Origin of the sequence: Pseudomonas sp. 2FE, assembly GCF_005503735.1 — a bacterium.
Taxonomy (GTDB): Bacteria; Pseudomonadota; Gammaproteobacteria; order Pseudomonadales; family Pseudomonadaceae; genus Aquipseudomonas.
Genome location: NZ_SCMO01000012.1, coordinates 25310 through 42938, shown reverse-complemented (window position 1 = coordinate 42938; position 17629 = coordinate 25310). Strand labels below are relative to the sequence as shown.

Genomic DNA, 17629 nt, shown 5'->3' with positions numbered 1-17629 from the left:
AGGCTGGGTTAGGCGCATACGCTGACGTGCAGCATGCAGACAAACTCGACGCGCCATAACCCGGCATTGGCGTGATACCGAACCTGAGTTGCGCTGGGTTAGGCGGCGCTCGAGCCATGCGTCATCACATGATGGTGGCCCGCCGCTAACCCAGCCTACGGTGTGACCTGCGTTACTCGCGCTCGATCGCCAGCGCCACGCCCTGGCCGCCGCCGATGCACAGGGTGGCCAGGCCTTTCTTGGCATCGCGCTTGATCATCTCGTGCAGCAGGGTCACCAGTACCCGGCAACCCGATGCCCCGATGGGGTGGCCGAGGGCGATGGCGCCGCCGTTGACGTTGACCTTGCTGGCCTCCCAGCCGAGTTCTTTGCCGACCGCCAGGGATTGCGCGGCGAAGGCCTCGTTGGCTTCGATCAGGTCCAACTGCTCTAGCGTCCAACCGGCCTTCTCCAGGCAGCGCTGGGTCGCCGAGACCGGGCCGATGCCCATGATCGCCGGGTCGACACCGGCATTGGCGTAACCGGCGATACGCGCCAGCACCGGCAAACCGAGGGCTTTGGCTTTGGCGGCGCTCATCAGTAGTACGGCGGCAGCGCCATCGTTGAGGCTGGAAGCGTTGCCGGCGGTGACGCTGCCGTCTTTCTTGAACGCCGGTTTCAGTTTGCCCAGGGATTCGGCCGTGGTGCCGGCGCGTGGCTGCTCGTCGGTCGCGAAGGCCGGTGGTTCGCCCTTGCGCTGCGGAATCAGGATCGGGGTGATTTCCTCGGCAAAACGCCCGGCTTCGATGGCGGCCACGGCTTTCTGCTGCGAGGCGGCGGCGAAGGCATCCTGCGCTTCACGGCTGATCGCGTATTTTTCCACCAGATTTTCGGCGGTGATGCCCATGTGGTAGTCGTTGAAGGCATCCCACAGGCCGTCGCTGATCATCGTGTCGATGACTTGCGCGTGGCCCATGCGCAGGCCGGTGCGGGCGCCAGGCATGACGTAGGCGGAGAGGCTCATGTTCTCCTGGCCGCCGGCGATGATCACCTCGGCGTCGCCGCAGCGGATCGCCTGGGCGCCCAGGTGCAGGGCCTTCAGGCCGGAGCCGCAGACCTTGTTCAGCGTCAGCGCCGGTACCGCATGGGGTAGGCCGGCCTTGATCGCGGCCTGCCGCGCCGGGTTTTGTCCGGCGCCGGCGGTCAGCACTTGGCCGAAGATCACTTCGTCCACTTGCGCGCCATCCAGGCCGCTCTGCTCGAGCAGGCTGCGGATCACCGCCGCCCCCAGATCGACGGCAGGAATGCTCGCCAGCGAGCCCTGAAAACTGCCGACGGCGGTACGGGTGGCGGCGACGATAACGACTTCTTGCATGGCGCAGATCCTCACGAATATTGGGCGCGGCAAGCCGCGGCGGGCGGATATGGTGGCACAGAGGCTTTGCTTACGGCCAGAGGTTGAGCCGAGCGGTCGTTCAACGCAGCGGCGGCAACCCCAGGCGCCGGCGCGCGCGGTGCATGGAGCCGTTGCGCACCGCCCAGCGCAGCAGTGGCGCGGTGTACCTGACGCCGCTGCGAATCAAGCGGCGCTGCAGGGGGCTGAGGCGCAGGTCGAGCATCTGCGCGGCCCACGCCGGCAACAGGTCGATGCCGGCGTGCAGCATCAGTGCGCCGATCGGCTTGGCCAGGGCGCTCGGCGCCGGGGCGTTGAACAGGACGCGGAGGATTTCCTCGCTGCGTTGATCGCAGAGCAATTGCGGGCGTATCCGTTCGAGATAGTCGGCGATCTCCTGCCGTGAGCGCGGCACCGCCTGCGCCCCCAGGCGTTCGGCGATCAGCGCGGTCTCGGCGTAGTAGGCATCCTGATCGGCGCCGGACAGCTGTGGGTTGCGGTAACGCAGATGGGCGGCGAGGAAGCTGCTGACTTCGGCGACGTGCACCCAGGTCAGCAGCGCCGGATCGCTGGCCGCATAAGGGCGACCGTCCGCCGCAGTGCCCGTCACGTGCAGGTGAATGTTGCGCACCTTGTCGATCAACCAGTTGGCGTCCTGGGTTGAGCCATAGGTGGTGCCGGAGACGAATTGTCCGGTGCGGCGCAGGCGGCCGAGCAGGTCTGCACGGAAGTTGGAGTGATCCCAGACCCCGGCCAGCACCAAGGGGTGCAGTGCCTGCAACATCAGCGCGCCGATGCCGCCGATCAGCATGCTGGTGAAATCGCCATGCACCTGCCAGCAGATGGCCTCGGGGCCAAACAGGCCGGGGTCGCCTTGGGGTTTTTCGAAGTCGATCTGGCCGAGGGCCAGCCCGGTGAGGCTGAGGACCTGGCTTTCGATACGGTGGCGGAGGAATTCCATAAGCGTTATTCGGTGTTTCCCTCACCCCCGGCCCCTCTCCCGGAGGGAGAGGGGAGGGAGCGGGATATCAGCGGTTATGGCGCTTGTCGATCAGGTTGGCGACCACCGAAGGGTCGGCCAGGGTCGAGGTGTCGCCCAGGGTGTCCAGCTCGTTGCAGGCAATCTTGCGCAGGATGCGCCGCATGATCTTGCCCGAGCGGGTCTTCGGCAGGCCCGGTGCCCATTGGATCAGTTCTGGCCGGGCGAAGCCGCCGATCTCCTTGCTGACCAACGCCAGCAGCTCCTTTTTCAGGGCGTCGTCCGCTTCAATGCCCTTCATCAGGGTGACGAAGGCATAGATGCCCTGGCCCTTGAGGTCATGCGGGTAGCCGACCACCGCGGCCTCGGCCACGGCCTCGTGCAGCACCAGGGCGCTTTCCACTTCGGCGGTGCCGATGCGGTGGCCGGAGACGTTGATCACGTCGTCGACGCGGCCGGTGATCCAGTAATCGCCATCCTCATCGCGGCGCGCGCCGTCACCGGTGAAGTAGTAGCCGGGGTAGGGTTTGAAGTAGGTGTCGATCATCCGCTGGTGATCGCCGTAAACGCTGCGGATCTGGCCTGGCCAACTGGCCTTGATCGCCAGTACGCCAGAGCCGGCGCCGTGGATTTCCTGGCCTTGCTCGTCCAGCAGGGCCGGCTGCACACCGAAGAACGGCTTGGTCGCCGAACCGGGTTTGAGCACGTCGGCGCCGGGCAGCGGGGTGATCATGATGCTGCCGGTTTCGGTCTGCCACCAGGTGTCGACGATCGGGCAGCGTCGCTCGCCGACCACATTGAAGTACCACTCCCAGGCTTCCGGGTTGATCGGCTCGCCGACGCTGCCGAGCAGGCGCAGGCTGCTGCGCGAGGTTTTCTGCACCGGGCCTTCGCCTTCGCGCATCAGCGCGCGCAGCGCGGTCGGCGCGGTGTAGAAGATATTCACCTGATGCTTGTCGATCACCTGCCAGAAACGCGAGCTATCCGGGTAGTTCGGCACGCCTTCGAATATCAGGGTGGTCGCGCCGTTGGCCAGCGGGCCGTAGACGATGTAGCTGTGGCCGGTGACCCAGCCGACATCGGCGGTGCACCAATAGACGTCGCCGTCGTGGTAGTCGAACACGTACTTGTGGGTCATGGCGGCCATCAGCAGGTAGCCGCCGGTGGTGTGCAGCACGCCCTTGGGTTTACCGGTGCTTCCTGACGTGTAGAGGATGAACAGCGGGTCTTCGGCGTCCATCGGCTCGGGCGGGCAGTCGCCGCTGGCCTCGCGCAGGGCCTCGTGATACCAGAGGTCGCGACCTGCGACCCAGTCGATCTCGCCCTGGGTACGCTCGACCACTATCACAGTGGAAACGTCCGGGCAGCTCAGCAGCGCCTTGTCGACATTGTTTTTCAGGCCGATGTACTTGCCGCCGCGCACACCTTCATCGGCGGTTATCACGGTGCGGCAGTCGGCATCGAGGATGCGGTCACGCAGGGCGTCCGGAGAAAAACCGCCGAACACCACCGAGTGCACGGCGCCGATCCGGGCGCAGGCGAGCATGGCGTAGGCCGCTTCCGGCACCATCGGCATGTAGATGCAGACCCGGTCGCCCTTCTGCACGCCGCGGCTTTTCAGCACGTTGGCCAGGCGGCAGACGTGGTGATGAAGTTTCTTGTAGGTGATATGGGCCGACTCGGCCGGGTTATCGCCCTCCCAGATGATCGCGATCTGCTCACCGCGTTGTTGCAGATGACGGTCGATGCAGTTGTAGCTGACGTTCAGTTTGCCGCCCTTGAACCACGTGGCCTGGCCCTGCTTCAGGTCGCCGTGATGCACGCTGTGCCAAGGCTTGAACCAGTCGAGGAAGGCGCTTGCCTGCTCGGCCCAGAAGGTCTCGGGATGCTCGATGGACTGCTGATACAGGCGCTGATAGTCGTCGCTGTTCAGGTAAGCGCGCTGGCGCACGGCATCGGCGACGGGGTGGGCGGTGATCTCGAACATGGCGGGTCCTTTTTTGTTGTGTTGCCGCAATACGCATAAGGGTGCACCCAGGCCGCTGCTGGGTTCAAGTCCTTCCCCGCCAGCAATTAGTGCGGCAGCGGCGGCAGGGCCGTCTGGGGAGACTCCAATTGCCGGGTGACGAGCGTCGCGGTGGCGCTGGCATACGCACTGTCTATAGCGCTGAGCGCGCGATCCAGGGCCGCGACGGGCTGTGTCGAGTCCAGCGCTGGTGCGTGGCGGATCCAGACAGCACGAAGCCGGCGTGGAGATCCCAGGCCGGCTTCGTGCGCTTGCGCAGGACTTCAGCGTCAGCCGCGATGACGGCCGCGGAAGTAGTCGATCAGACCCTGGGTGGAGGCATCCTCGGCCGGTTGCTCGTTGCCGCCGGTCAGGCGCTGATAGACGCCTTTGCCCAGCTCCTTGCCCAGCTCCACACCCCATTGGTCGAAGGCGTTGATACCCCAGAGCACGCTCTGCACGAACACCTTGTGTTCGTAGAGCGCCACCAGTGCGCCCAGGCGTCGCGGGCTGATGCGCTCCATGGCCAGGGTGTTGCTCGGGCGGTTACCCGGGATCAGCTTGTGCGGCGCCAGGCGCTGCACTTCGTCTTCGGGCAGACCCTTGGCGCGCAGCTCGTTCTCGGCCTCGTCGCGGGTCTTGCCGAGCATCAGTGCCTGGCTCTGCGACAGGCAGTTGGCATACAGCCATTGATGGTGATCGGCGACCGGGTTGTAGCTGACCACCGGCACGATAAAGTCCGCCGGAATCAGCTGGGTGCCCTGGTGCAGCAATTGGTGATAGGCGTGCTGGCCGTTACAGCCGACCCCACCCCAGATCACCGGGCCGCTGTCGCAGGTCACCGGGCTGCCGTCCTGGCGCACGCTCTTGCCGTTGGACTCCATATCCAGCTGCTGCAGGTGCTTGGTGATGTTCCGCAAATAATGGTCGTAGGGCAGGATCGCGTGGCTTTGCGCCCCCCAGAAATTGCCGTACCAGACCCCGAGCAGCGCCAGCAGCACCGGCATGTTGCGTTCGAAGGGCGCGCTCTGGAAGTGCTGGTCCATGCTGTAGGCGCCGGACAGCAGCTCCTTGAAGTTGGACATGCCGATGGCCAGGGCAATCGGCAGGCCGATCGCCGACCAGAGCGAGTAACGGCCGCCGACCCAGTCCCACATCGGGAAGATATTCTCTTCGCGGATACCGAAGGCCACCGCCGCCTCACGGTTGCTGGAGACCGCGATAAAGTGCTTGTAGAGCTCGCCCTCCGAACCGCCCTGGGCCAGGTACCAGCTGCGTGCGGCCTGGGCGTTCTTCAGGGTTTCCAGGGTGTTGAAGGACTTCGACGAGACGATAAACAGCGTGGTTTCGGCACGCAGACCTTCCGACAGCTCGTGGAATTCGCTGCCGTCGATATTCGCCAGGTAATGGCAGCGCACGCCCTGTTGAGCGAACGGCAGCAACGCCTCGGAGACCAGTTGCGGGCCGAGGAAGGAGCCGCCGATACCGATATTCACCACGTCGGTGATCGGCTTCTCAGTGTAGCCGCGCCATAAGCCGTTGTGGATGCGCACCACCAGTTCGGTCATCTGGTTGAGCACGCGGTGGACTTCGGGCATCACGTTGACGCCGTTGACTATCAGGCGTTCACCGACTGGCCGGCGCAGCGCCGTGTGCAGGGCCGGACGGCCTTCCGAGGCGTTGACCAGCTCGCCGTCGAACAGCGCGCGAATGGCCTGCTCCAGGCCCACTTCGCGCGCCAGGCTGACGAGCAAATCGCGAGTCTGCGCGTCGATCAGGTTTTTCGAGTAGTCGAGGAAGAGGCCGCAGCTGCTCAGAGAGAACTGGCTAAAGCGCTCAGCGTCGGCATTGAACGCCTCGCGCATGCTGAAGTCCTGCATGGCTTCGCGATGCAGACTCAGCGCCTGCCAAGCGGGCAGGGTAGTAACGTCGAGCGGGTGTTGGTAATACGCCATGGCCTGCAACTTCCTTCTAACGTGAACAACCTTTGAACACTAAAAAGCCCGGAACACTCCGGGCTTTCAGTTTAGCGGCTCCTAGTCTTAAGCGACCTGCACCGGAATGGCATTACTGGTATGACTGAGTTCATTGCCGGGCGCCATATACAGCATGCGCGGCTTGAAGCTGGCCAGTTCGGCTTCGCTGTAGTGCGCATAGGCGCAGATGATCACGCGGTCGCCGACTTTGGCTTTGTGCGCCGCCGCGCCGTTCACCGAGATGATCCGCGAGCCTTCCTCGCCACGGATGGCGTAGGTGGTGAAGCGCTCGCCGTTGTCGACGTTGTAGATTTGAATCTGCTCGTATTCGCGGATGCCGGAAAGGTCCAGCCACTCACCGTCGATGGCACAGGAACCTTCGTAATCGAGCACCGCGTGAGTGACTTCGGCGCGGTGCAGTTTGGCCTTGAGCATGATGGCGTGCATGGTGGTTTCCTTAGCGGGTCCATAAACGGCGGCTGAGTTTGCCCGAACCCTGAGGGGCGATCAAGGCCGCGGGCGGTGTGCCTTCAGGCGGATTCTTCGAGGTCGAACGCGAGGTTGTCGATCAACCGGGTACTGCCAATAAACGCTGCGGCGAGAATCACCAGCTGGCGGTCGTTGGCCTCGGCTGGGCGCAGGTTGTCGGCTCTGCGGATTTCCAGATAGTCGGGGCGAAAGCCTGCATGCGCCAGCTCGCCTTTGCCTTGCGCGATCAGCTTGGCGAAGTCGCGCTCGCCGGCCTTGATCGCCGTGGCCATCTGCTTCAGGCAGCGATAAATCGCCGGTGCCGCCGCGCGCTGGGCGTCGTCCAGATAACCATTGCGCGAAGACAGGGCCAGACCATCCTCGGCCCGCACGGTCGGCTCGGCAATGATCTGGACCGGCATATTCAGGTCACGCACCAGGGTGCGAATCACCGCCAGTTGTTGGTAGTCCTTCTGGCCGAACACCGCCAGATCCGGCTGCACCATCTGGAACAGCTTGCTCACCACCGTGGCGACGCCGTCGAAATGGCCTGGCCGGCTGCCGCCGCAGAGGCCTTCGGACACACCGGACACGTGGACCAGCGTTTGTCCGGCCATGCCGTCGGGATACATCTCCTCGACGCTGGGGGCGAACAGCAGGTGGCAGCCGGCCTCGATCAGTTTCTCCTGATCCGCGGCGAGGGTGCGCGGGTAGCTCGCGAGGTCTTCCTTCGGGCCAAATTGCAGCGGGTTGACGAAGATGCTCGCGACCACGAAATCGACGCGTTGGGCAGCCTTCTCCACTAGCGCTGCATGGCCGGCGTGCAGATTGCCCATGGTCGGCACCAGGCCGATATCCTTGCCTTCGGCGCGGGCTTGGGCGACTGCGGCACGCAGCTCGCGGACAGTGGTAACCGTGTTCATGCAGAGAATCCGTGTTCGGCGGCGGGGAAGGACAGGTCTTTGACGGCTTTGACGTAGGCGGTGAGGGCTGCCGAGATGCTTGGCTGGCCGTCCATGAAATTCTTCACGAACTTGGCTGTGCGGCCGGTCAGGGACAGGCCGAGCATGTCGTGCAGGACCAGCACCTGGCCGTCGGTGGCGCTACCGGCGCCTATGCCGATCACCGGAATCTTCACCGCCTGGGTGATTTCCGCCGCCAATTCGCTCGGCACGCACTCCAGTAACAGCATGGCCGCGCCGGCCTGCTCCAGGGTCATGGCGTCGCAGCGCAGCTGGCGGGCCTGGGCTTCGCTGCGGCCCTGGACCTTGTAGCCGCCGAAGACGTTCACCGCCTGCGGTGTCAGGCCGAGGTGGGCGCATACCGGCACGCCGCGCTCGACCAGCTGGCGGATCGGTTCGGCTAGCCAGGCGGCGCCTTCCAGCTTGACCATATGCGCACCGGCCTGCATCAGCGCGGCGCAATTGGTGAAGGTTTGTTCGAGGGTGGCGTAGGTCATGAAGGGCAGATCGGCGAGAATCAGCGCGCCCTGATTGCCGCGTTTGACGCTGGCAACGTGGTAGGCCATATCGGCGACGCTAACCGGCAAGGTGCTGTCGTGGCCTTGCAGGACCATGCCGAGGGAATCGCCTACCAACAGTACTTCGACTCCGGCCTGGCAAGCGGCCTGGGCGAAAGTGGCGTCATAGCAGGTGAGCATGGCGATTTTCGCGCCGCTCTGCTTGAGGCTTTGTAGGGTGGTCAGGGTAACGTCAGGCATCACAATCGTCCTCTTGGCGCCTCGCGCGCATCGGAGCGGGGCAACGGGACGCCTATAGTCCTGATGGGGCGGGGTGAAGTCAATTGCAGGTGTTACCGAGTTGTTACTGGCGTTACCGCCATAGCCTCGGCGGCTGAGAACCTGTTCAAGATCGTCGCGAGCGCAGGTCAGGGCCGCACCCGTTCCCTACGGGTAACGGCATTCCCCACATCCATGTGGGTCACAAGGCGCAACGCAGCGAAGCGGAGTAACAGCCGCAGGCTGGCCCGCAGGGCGAGCGTAGCGAGTCAAATAGGCGAGGAAGCGCAGTTTACGAGTGGTAAATGAGCATTCCGAGCCTGTTTTCAACGCCGCATGATCAAGCGCAGCAGATATTGAACAGGTTCTTAAAGGCGCTCCAGGCCCTGGAACGGACAGGCACTCAGCAGTTCGCTGAGCCGCCGGCCATCCGCCAGTTGCAGGTCTGGAGCAAGCTCCGCCAAGGGGTAGAGGACAAACGGCCGGGCGTGCATATGGTAGTGCGGCACCTTGAGCCTGGGTTCGTCGAGCCGGCGCTGACCAAACAGCAAGATGTCCAGATCCAAGGTGCGCGGCCCCCAGCGCTCGGCTTTGCGCTGTCGACCCTGGTTCAGTTCGATGGCTTGCAGGGCGTCGAGCAGCTGCAACGGCGTGAGCCTGGTATCCAGTGCGGCCACGGCATTGACGTAGCGCGGTTGCTCGGGCGGGCCGAGCGGGTCGCTGGCATAGAATGACGATACCTTCAGCAGTTGCGACTGCGGTATTTGCGCCAGCGCGCCGAGGGCGCCGCGCAACTGCTCAAGCGGCTCGGCCAGATTACTGCCGAGGCCTATATACACCCGTTCCATCATTCGCCCGCGGAGTTCGGTGCGCCGTCGCTGCGCGGCCCACGCCGGCGGTTACCACCGCGCCGACGTTTACGCGGCGCGCCGCTGCTTTCGTCCTGCTTGCTGCTGAGGTCACGGATCATGCTGCGGCGCTCGCTGTCGCTGCAGTCCTGATAATCCGTCCACCAGTCACCCAGGCCGCCGGTTTCCTCGCCGGCGCTTTCGCGCAGCAAGAGGAAGTCGTAACCGGCACGGAAGCGTGGGTTTTCCAGCAGCAAGTCGGCGCGTTTACCACTGCGTCGTGGCAGACGTTCCTGCATATCCCAGATTTCGCGGATCGGAATGGTGAAGCGTTTCGGCACCGCAATGCGCTGGCACTGCTCGCTGATCAGCTCATGGGCGGCTTCCTGCATGGCCGGGAGCGGCGGCATGCCGCGCTCCTGCAGTTGCGCCACGCGCGCGGGTAGCGCGGGCCAGAGTAAGGCGGCGAAGAGGAAGGCCGGGGTTACCGGTTTTCCTTGCTGGATACGCAAGTCGGTGTTGGCCAGCGCCTGGCTGATCAGGCTGTGGGCGTAGTCGGGGTTGCGCTTGAGTGCGGCGGCACTGGCCGGGAACAGCGGGGCGAACAGGTCGTACTCGAGCAGCAGCTCGAAGGTGCGTTCGGCATAGCCGGCGAGGAACAGCTTGAGCACTTCATCGAACAGGCGCGCCGAGGGGATCTCGCGCAGCATCGCGGCCAGGCGCGGGATAGGTGCGGCGCTGTGCTTCTCGATGTCGAAGTCCAGCTTGGCGGCAAAACGCACGGCGCGCAGCATGCGTACCGGGTCTTCCTGGTAGCGCTGCTCGGGATCGCCAATCAGGCGGATCAAGCGGTTACGAATATCGTGCACGCCGCGGGCATAGTCGAGGATGTGCTCGCCGGTAACGTCGTAGTACAGCGCATTGATGGTGAAATCGCGGCGCTGAGCGTCGTCCTCCAGGCTGCCATAGACATTGTCACGGAGAATGCGGCCGCTCTCATTGCGTGAAGACAGGTTGCTGTCTTCATCGTCTTCGCTCTGCGGATGATTGGCGCGGAAGGTCGCGACTTCGATGATCTCGCGGCCGAAATGCACGTGCACCAATTTGAACCGACGGCCGATCACCCGCGCGTTGCGGAACTCGGCGCGTACTTGTTCGGGCGTGGCGCTGGTGGCGACGTCGAAATCCTTGGGTTCGATGTCCAGCAGTAGATCGCGTACGCAACCACCGACCAAGTAGGCTTGGTAACCGGCGTTTTGCAGGCGTTCCACGACGCTGACCGCGTAGCGGCTGATTTGCCCGCGGCGTAGCGGGTGCTGGCTATTAGTCAGCACTTCAGGGGTGCTGCGCAGGTGTTTGGCGCGGCGCAGGGGGGAACGCAAAGACTGGAACAGCTTTTTCAGCATGGGATGCACTGTTTGACGGAATGGTCGGCCAGAATAGGAAATGACCGCATGATAGGCGCGGATTCTAGCATTGAGTCGGGGGATGGTGTAGGAAGCTGCAAATGGCTGTCGAAGCTGGAGCTGTCAGCGCTCTGGAGGGCAAAGCTACTGGGGGAGCCGAGGCTCCCCCCCAAGTAGGTGCGTGCTTTGTTTTTATTATTAGGTCGGGCTTGTTGTTTTTGTTGATTGACCCGTTCCCTCGGCCTAGTGGCTTCAGGAAAACTCCCAATTTGGAAGTCAGTAGCAAACGGATTGCTTTGGATGCTGATGTAGCCATGATCATGCGATCCAACCAGTTCGGGCTCTGCCTTGGGGCAGTCTTGTTATTCTCGGCCTGGTTGTGGGGCAAGCCCCAAAGGCAAGTCCTCTCCAAAAGAATCAGTTAGCTGCGCCTCCCGCGGTATTGTTTTTGTTGTGCTGGAGTCGGTACGTCTTATTTTTATTGTTTTTTACAGTGCTTGTTATTGTTGTTGTACCAAACATATAGCAGGAGCCGTGCCAGCTTTTGCGAGTCCTTATAAAACAAGGGCTTGAGCAATTTTAGGGGTGACTGGCAGGCATAAAAAAGCCGGGTTCTCGTTACCATAAGACCCGGCTTTTGTTACGAGATGTTGAGGGGGGTAACAGTGCGTGGAACCAAAAAGTCGCGCAGCTGTCACCGCCGTTACGCCTTAGCTGCCGATCACCGCTCCGGTTTTACGGCGTGGGATGCCCAGGCGCTGACGGCGCTCCCACAGGCACTTGCGGCTGATGCCGAGTTTGCGCGCCAGCTCGGTCTCGGTCATGTGGTCTTGATGCTCGAGGACGAAATGCTGGAAGTAGTCCTCCAGAGACAAATCTTCCGTGGGCTCGTGAGCGTTACTGCTGTTGTGCTGCACGGGGGCGCCGAGGAAATCGTCGTCCTCCAAGTCATCCAGTTCGATATCGATACCCAGCAGCTCGGCGGAAATTTCCGCACCCTCGCAGAGGATGACTGCGCGCTCGATGGCGTTTTCCAACTCGCGCACGTTACCCGGCCAGGGGTAATGCCGGATGGCTTGTTCGGCGTCATGGGCGAAGCGCAACTCGCTGCGGCCCATCCGCGAGGACTGGCGGGCCAGGAATAGGCCGGCGATCTCGCTGACATCGGCGCCGCGCTCGCGCAGGGCGGGCAGTTTTAGGGCGATGACATGCAGGCGGTAAAACAGGTCCTCACGGAACTGCCCGGTTTTGGCCAGGGTTTTGAGGTCGCGGTGGGTGGCGGCGATCAGGCGCACGTCGACCTTTTGCGATTGCACCGAGCCAACCCGGCGAATCTCGCCTTCCTGCAGGACGCGCAGCAGGCGGGCCTGAGCTTCCAGTGGCAGCTCGCCAATCTCGTCGAGGAATAAGGTGCCGCCGTCAGCGGCTTCCACCAACCCGGCCCGCCCGGCGCTGGCGCCGGTGAAGGCGCCTTTTTCGTGACCAAACAGTTCGGACTCGATCAAGCTTTCCGGAATCGCCGCGCAGTTCACCGAGATCATCGGTGCTTTGGCGCGTTTGGAGAGATTGTGCAGGGCGCGCGCGACCAGCTCCTTGCCGGTGCCGGACTCGCCTTGGATCAGCACGGTCGAGTCGGTCGGAGAAACTTTGCGGATCTTGCTGTAAAGCTCCTGCATCGAGGTGCAGGAACCGATGATGCCAATCTCGCCGTTGCTAGTGTTCGCGGTTTTTTCGCTAGTGCGACTGCCATTGCCGCTGCTGCGTTCGCTCGGCGCACTCTTGGCGTCTTGCCGGTCGCGCAGAATGCGGGCGACAGCCTGGAGCATTTCATCGTGATCGAAGGGTTTGGCGATGTAGTCCACCGCGCCCATCTTCATCGAGTCCACCGCCGAGCGCAGGCTGGCGTAGCTGGTCATGATCAGCACTGGGGTGCCTTGGCCGAGCTTGATCAGCTCGGTGCCGGGGGCGCCCGGCAGGCGCAGATCGCTGACGATCAAGTCGAAGCTGGGGATGCTGAAACGCTCTTGCGCTTCCTGCACCGAGCCGGCTTCGCTGACCTCATATTGGTTGCGTTCCAGCAGGCGGCGCAGGGCCGAGCGGATAATGGTCTCGTCTTCGACGATCAGAATATGGGGCATTAATTCAGTTCTCTCGACGGTCTCTGGTCACTGCGGACGTCGCTTCGACATGCCGCGGTAATGTTACCCGAATACGGGTGCCGCGCTGGTGCTCGGGATCGGCGGGGCTGTCGATGGTGATTTGCCCATAATGCTCTTCCACGATTGAATAGACCAGCGCGAGGCCCAGGCCCGTCCCTTTGCCTGGGTCCTTGGTGGTGAAGAAGGGTTCGAACAGGCGATCCATGATCGCCTTCGGAATGCCCGTGCCCTCGTCCTCGACTATGAGGTCGACGGTATGTTCGCAGGCCTCGCTTTTGACCCGGATAGCGCCGCCGGGTGGCGAGGCATCGCGGGCGTTCGAGAGCAGGTTGATCAGTACTTGCGCCAGGCGTTGCGGATCGCCCTCGGCCCAGTGCTCGGGATCGCAGAGGTTGAAGAACTGCACCTCGACACTGCGCCGATTGAGCGACAGTAGGCCGATGGCGTCTTGCGCCACTTCGGCCAGGCAGACCGGTTCCTCCGCCTGCTGGCGGGCGCCGGCGTGGGCGAAGCTCATCAATGATTGCACGATGCGCGAGACGCGTTTGGTCTGTTCGATGATCTGACTGCTGATCTCGTTCAGCTCGCCGTCACCTTCACGTTCCTCGCGCAGGTTCTGCGCCAGGCAGGCGATGCCGGTGATCGGGTTGCCGATCTCGTGGGCGACCCCGGCGGCCAGGCGGCCGATGCTGGCCAGGCGCTCGGAGTGCACCAGCTTGTCTTCCAGCATCTGGGTTTCCGTGAGGTCCTCGACCAGCAGCACCAGGCCGGTGTTACCCGGCGCCAGCGGTTCGTCGATGGCGGCTTTGTGCAGGTTGAGCCAGCGGATCTGGCCGTCGAGCGCCAGGCGCTGTTTGTGCAGGTGCTCGTCCGGCAGATTGATGAAGCCTTCCAGCAGGTCTTTCCACGGCTCGCCGAGGGTCGATAGGCGCGAACCGACTACGCGCAGCGCGGCGATCCCGGTCAGATCCTCCATGGCGCGGTTCCACATGAGAATTTCCTGATCCTTGGCCAGCGAACACACGCCCATCGGCAGCTCTTGCAGGGTCTGCCGGTGGTAACGGCGCAGCGCGTCCAGCTCGGCGGCCAGGCCAGTGAGGCGCGAGTGGTAATCCTCCAGGCGGCTCTCGATGAAGTGGATGTCCTCGGTCACGTAGCTTTCGCTGCCGGATTTATAGGGCAGGAAGGTTTCGACTATGTCCTGGGCCACGCTCGGCCCCATCAGGCCGGAGAGGTTGGCCTCGATGCGGTCGCGCAGGCGGCGCAGGGCGTAGGGGCGGTTTTCGTCGAAGGGCAGGTGCAGGTCACGCAGGGCCTGTTCGACCTCGCGCTGGGCGGTTTTTGCCCCGAGCGGCTTGGCCAGTTGGGTGGCGAATTCCTGCGGTGACACGGCCAGCAGCTCGCGGCGTTGAGGCCGGCGCACGTTATCCACCGCACAGGCCTCGGCGGCACTGACCTCCTCGGGGCTGGCCTCGGTGAACAGCGACACCAGGGTGAAGACCAGCACGTTGGCCGCCAGCGAGGCAATCGCCGCCAGGTGCCAACTGGTGTCGTCGAGGACATAGATGACATTGAACAGCGGCAGGTAGAAGCCCTGAAGGTTGCCGATCAGCGGCAGCAGCATGCAGGTCAGCCATACGGCGATCCCGGCCAGTAGACCGGCGATAAAGCCACGGCGGTTGGCGGTTGGCCAATACAGCACGGAGAGCACGCCGGGGAGAAACTGCAGGGTGGCGACGAAGGCGACTATGCCGAGGTTGGCCAGATCCTGCTCGGCGCCAAGCAGCAGATAGAAGCCGTAGCCGGCGGCGATGATGGCAATGATCAGCGCGCGGCGCGTCCACTTCAGCCAGCGATAGATATTGCCTTCGGCGGGCGGCTGATACAGCGGTAGCACCAGATGGTTGAGCGCCATGCCGGAGAGCGCCAGCGTGGTCACGATGATCAGCCCGCTGGAAGCCGATAAGCCTCCGACATAGGCGAGCAAGGCCAGGGTGTCGTTGTTCACCGCGATCCCGATGCCGAGGGCGAAGTATTCGGGGTTGGTGGTGGCGCCGAGCCTCAGCCCGGCCCAGAGAATCAGCGGCACCGCCAGGCTGATCAGCAGCAGGAACAGCGGCAGCCCCCAACTGGCGCTGACCAGGGCGCGCGGGTTGAGGTTCTCGGTAAAGGTCATGTGATACATGTGCGGCATCACTATGGCTGAGGCGAAGAACACCAGCAGCAGCGTTCGCCAGGGACCTTCCTGTAGCGGCGTGTGCAGAGCGGCGAGAGTGTCCCGGTTTTGCAGCAGCCAGAGTTCCAGCTCCTGCGGCCCGCCGAACACCCCATAGAGTGCGTAGAGGCCAATGCCGCCGAGGGCCACCAGCTTGACCACGGACTCGAAGGCGATGGCGAATACCAGGCCTTCGTTCTTGCCGCGGGTGGCGATATGCCGGGCCCCGAACAAAATGGTGAACAGCGTGATCAGCGCGCAATAGCTCAGGGCCACGCGCGCCTGCACCGGTTCGCGGGTGAGAATGCCGATCGAGTCGGCCACCGCTTGGAACTGCAACGCCAGTAACGGCAATACGCCGATCAGCATGAATAGCGTGGTCAGTGCGCCGGCCCAGGTGCTGCGAAAGCGAAAGGCGAACAGGTCGGCCAGTGACGACAGCTGATAGGTGCGGGTAATGCGCAGGATCGGGTAGAGCAGTACCGGGGCCAGCAGGAATGCGCCGGACACCCCGAGGTAACTGGCGAGGAAGCCGAAGCCGTACTGATAGGCCAGGCCCACGGTGCCATAAAAGGCCCAGGCACTGGCGTAGACCCCGAGCGAGAGGGTGTAGGTCAGCGGGTGACAGATGATCCAGCGCGGTATCAGCCCGCGCTCACTGATCCAGGCGACGCCAAACAGCACCAGCAGGTAGGCGGCGCTGATCAGGATCAGCTGACTCAGACTAAAGCTCGTCAGCATCGGGTTGGCTCTGCAGGATAAAGGTCACCACGATGAGGATCAGCCACAGCAGGTAGGGGCGGTACCAGGCACCGGTAGGGTCGATCCACCAGTCCATGATGGCGGGGGAGAAGAGATAGATCCCCACCACCAGAAGTAAGACCAATCGGTAGATGTACATGCCGTGTCTCGTGTCAGGGATGCGGCGATGTTAACGGAAGGACGCCGGAAGCTGGAAGCATTGGCGCAGTAGGGCGGATAAATCGTGCCGTGATTTATTCGCCCTTGGTTGGGGCGATGGCTCGTAACAGGTTGCGGTATGCAACCGACAGCGTCAGCGCAACTGCGCTTCGGCCAAGGTGCGGCTGCGCGGAATGCGGCTGGCGTCCCAATGCTGGATGCCCCAGCTCAGCAGCTCATGGGGGCGGGCGTCGCTCAACTCGCCAGGGACGCTTTGGCCGAGGCTGTGCAGGGCGCGGATCAACAGTGGTGCGGCCTGATCCGCGGGCAGCGGCGGTGAGCGGTAGGACTTGCCGAGTTTATGGCCGTCCGCTTGGATAATTAGCGGTATGTGCAGGTAGCGCGGTTGTGGCAGGCCGAGCAGTTCCTGCAGGTAGAGTTGTCGCGGTGTCGAGTCGAGCAGGTCGGCGCCGCGGACCACATCGGTCACGCCTTGCCAGGCATCGTCGATGACCACGGCCAATTGATAGGCGTAGAGCTCGTCGCGGCGACGGATCACGAAATCGCCGACCTCGCGGCCGAGGTGCTGGCGGAACTCACCCTGCACGCGATCGGCAAAGTGATACTCCAGCTCCGGTACGCGTAGGCGGATAGCCGCGTCGTGCTGGGCATGCCCGGCAGTGCGGCAGAAGCCCGGGTAGATGCCGTGATGGTCTTCCAGTTGTTTACGTGAGCAGGTGCAGGCGTAAGCCAGGCCTTGGCTGAACAGGCGATCGAGTACCACGGCGTAGGCCGCATACCGTTCGCTTTGACGGATCAGTTCGCCGTCCCACTCGAAGCCGTAGCTTTCCAGGGTTTTCAGGATGGCCGCCTGCGCGCCCGGCACTTCCCGGGGCGGGTCGAGATCCTCGATGCGCACCAGCCAGGTGCCGCCACAGGCTTTGGCATCCAGATAGGACGCCAGCGCCGCGACCAGAGAGCCGAAGTGCAGGTAACCGCTGGGAGTCGGCGCGAAGCGCCCGATATAGGCGGGAGTGTGCATGGGCGCAGGTACTGCCAGAAACGAAGCGGGGCGCTTGAGCGCCCCGTTCTGAGATCAGGAACCGATCTGCTTTTCTTTGATTTCTGCCAAGGTTTTGCAGTCGATGCACAGGGTGGCGGTAGGGCGGGCTTCCAGACGGCGGATGCCGATCTCGACGCCGCAGGAGTCGCACCAGCCGTAATCGTTGTCTTCGATCAACTGCAGGGTCTGGTCGATCTTCTTGATCAGCTTGCGTTCACGGTCACGGGCACGCAGTTCCAGGCTGAACTCTTCTTCCTGGCTCGCGCGGTCGGCCGGGTCCGGGAAGTTGGCAGCTTCGTCCTGCATGTGATGCACAGTCCGATCGACTTCCTGCATCAGCTCCAGCTTCCACTTCCCCAGAATATTAGTGAAGTGAGCGCGCATGGGGTCGCTCATGTACTCCTCGCCCTTCACTTCTTTATAGGGTTCGAAGCCGCGATTCAGGTCGTTCTTTGCTTTTGCTTTGGTGGGCATGGATGACCGCCTCTTAATCTCTCTAA

14 protein-coding genes are annotated in these 17629 nt (G+C 63.3%); all 14 read right to left on the bottom strand.

The window, feature by feature from the left end; all coding sequences use genetic code 11:
• Positions 1 to 172: 172 nt before the first annotated feature.
• The 14 genes from FFS12_RS16305 to dksA all read right to left on the bottom strand — a co-directional run bounded on the left by FFS12_RS16305 (position 173) and on the right by dksA (position 17603).
• Positions 173 to 1354, bottom strand: a complete 1182-nt coding sequence (locus FFS12_RS16305) for an acetyl-CoA C-acetyltransferase (protein ID WP_137888307.1) — start codon at positions 1352 to 1354, stop codon at positions 173 to 175.
• A gap of 100 nt (positions 1355 to 1454) precedes the next feature.
• A complete protein-coding gene (locus FFS12_RS16300; protein WP_137888305.1) occupies positions 1455 to 2333 on the bottom strand; it encodes an oxygenase MpaB family protein in 879 nt (292 codons plus the stop codon).
• A 67-nt stretch (positions 2334 to 2400) separates the two neighbouring features.
• The gene (gene acs / locus FFS12_RS16295; RefSeq protein ID WP_137888303.1) at positions 2401 to 4338 is read right to left on the bottom strand and encodes an acetate--CoA ligase; all 1938 of its coding nucleotides are present in this window, start codon (positions 4336 to 4338) and stop codon (positions 2401 to 2403) included.
• Between the two features lie 308 nt (positions 4339 to 4646).
• The gene (gene pgi, locus FFS12_RS16290) at positions 4647 to 6311 is read right to left on the bottom strand and encodes a glucose-6-phosphate isomerase (protein ID WP_137888301.1); all 1665 of its coding nucleotides are present in this window, start codon (positions 6309 to 6311) and stop codon (positions 4647 to 4649) included.
• Positions 6312 to 6398: 87 nt separating this feature from the next.
• Positions 6399 to 6779, bottom strand: coding sequence for an aspartate 1-decarboxylase (panD, locus tag FFS12_RS16285; protein ID WP_119956178.1), 381 nt, complete (start codon positions 6777 to 6779; stop codon positions 6399 to 6401).
• A gap of 83 nt (positions 6780 to 6862) precedes the next feature.
• On the bottom strand, positions 6863 to 7723 hold the full coding sequence (gene panC / locus FFS12_RS16280; RefSeq protein ID WP_137888299.1) for a pantoate--beta-alanine ligase: 861 nt from the start codon (positions 7721 to 7723) through the stop codon (positions 6863 to 6865).
• Complete coding sequence (gene panB / locus FFS12_RS16275; RefSeq protein WP_137888297.1) at positions 7720 to 8520, bottom strand: 3-methyl-2-oxobutanoate hydroxymethyltransferase; 801 nt, start codon at positions 8518 to 8520, stop codon at positions 7720 to 7722. Before panB ends, panC begins: the two co-directional genes overlap by 4 nt.
• Positions 8521 to 8906: 386 nt before the next feature.
• Positions 8907 to 9386, bottom strand: coding sequence for a 2-amino-4-hydroxy-6-hydroxymethyldihydropteridine diphosphokinase (gene folK / locus FFS12_RS16270; RefSeq protein WP_137888295.1), 480 nt, complete (start codon positions 9384 to 9386; stop codon positions 8907 to 8909).
• The gene (locus tag FFS12_RS16265) at positions 9386 to 10792 is read right to left on the bottom strand and encodes a polynucleotide adenylyltransferase PcnB (RefSeq protein ID WP_137888293.1); all 1407 of its coding nucleotides are present in this window, start codon (positions 10790 to 10792) and stop codon (positions 9386 to 9388) included. The genes folK and FFS12_RS16265 overlap by 1 nt, the downstream gene beginning before the upstream one ends.
• A gap of 710 nt (positions 10793 to 11502) precedes the next feature.
• Positions 11503 to 12930, bottom strand: coding sequence for a sigma-54 dependent transcriptional regulator (locus FFS12_RS16260; RefSeq protein WP_137888291.1), 1428 nt, complete (start codon positions 12928 to 12930; stop codon positions 11503 to 11505).
• A gap of 4 nt (positions 12931 to 12934) precedes the next feature.
• A complete protein-coding gene (locus FFS12_RS16255) occupies positions 12935 to 15907 on the bottom strand; it encodes a sensor histidine kinase (protein ID WP_137888289.1) in 2973 nt (990 codons plus the stop codon).
• The gene (locus FFS12_RS16250; RefSeq protein ID WP_137820409.1) at positions 15891 to 16067 is read right to left on the bottom strand and encodes a hypothetical protein; all 177 of its coding nucleotides are present in this window, start codon (positions 16065 to 16067) and stop codon (positions 15891 to 15893) included. The genes FFS12_RS16255 and FFS12_RS16250 overlap by 17 nt, the downstream gene beginning before the upstream one ends.
• A 153-nt stretch (positions 16068 to 16220) precedes the next feature.
• On the bottom strand, positions 16221 to 17108 hold the full coding sequence (gene gluQRS / locus FFS12_RS16245; RefSeq protein WP_137888287.1) for a tRNA glutamyl-Q(34) synthetase GluQRS: 888 nt from the start codon (positions 17106 to 17108) through the stop codon (positions 16221 to 16223).
• Positions 17109 to 17162: 54 nt separating this feature from the next.
• Complete coding sequence (gene dksA / locus FFS12_RS16240) at positions 17163 to 17603, bottom strand: RNA polymerase-binding protein DksA (protein ID WP_119956170.1); 441 nt, start codon at positions 17601 to 17603, stop codon at positions 17163 to 17165.
• Between the last annotated feature and the right edge of the window lie 26 nt (positions 17604 to 17629).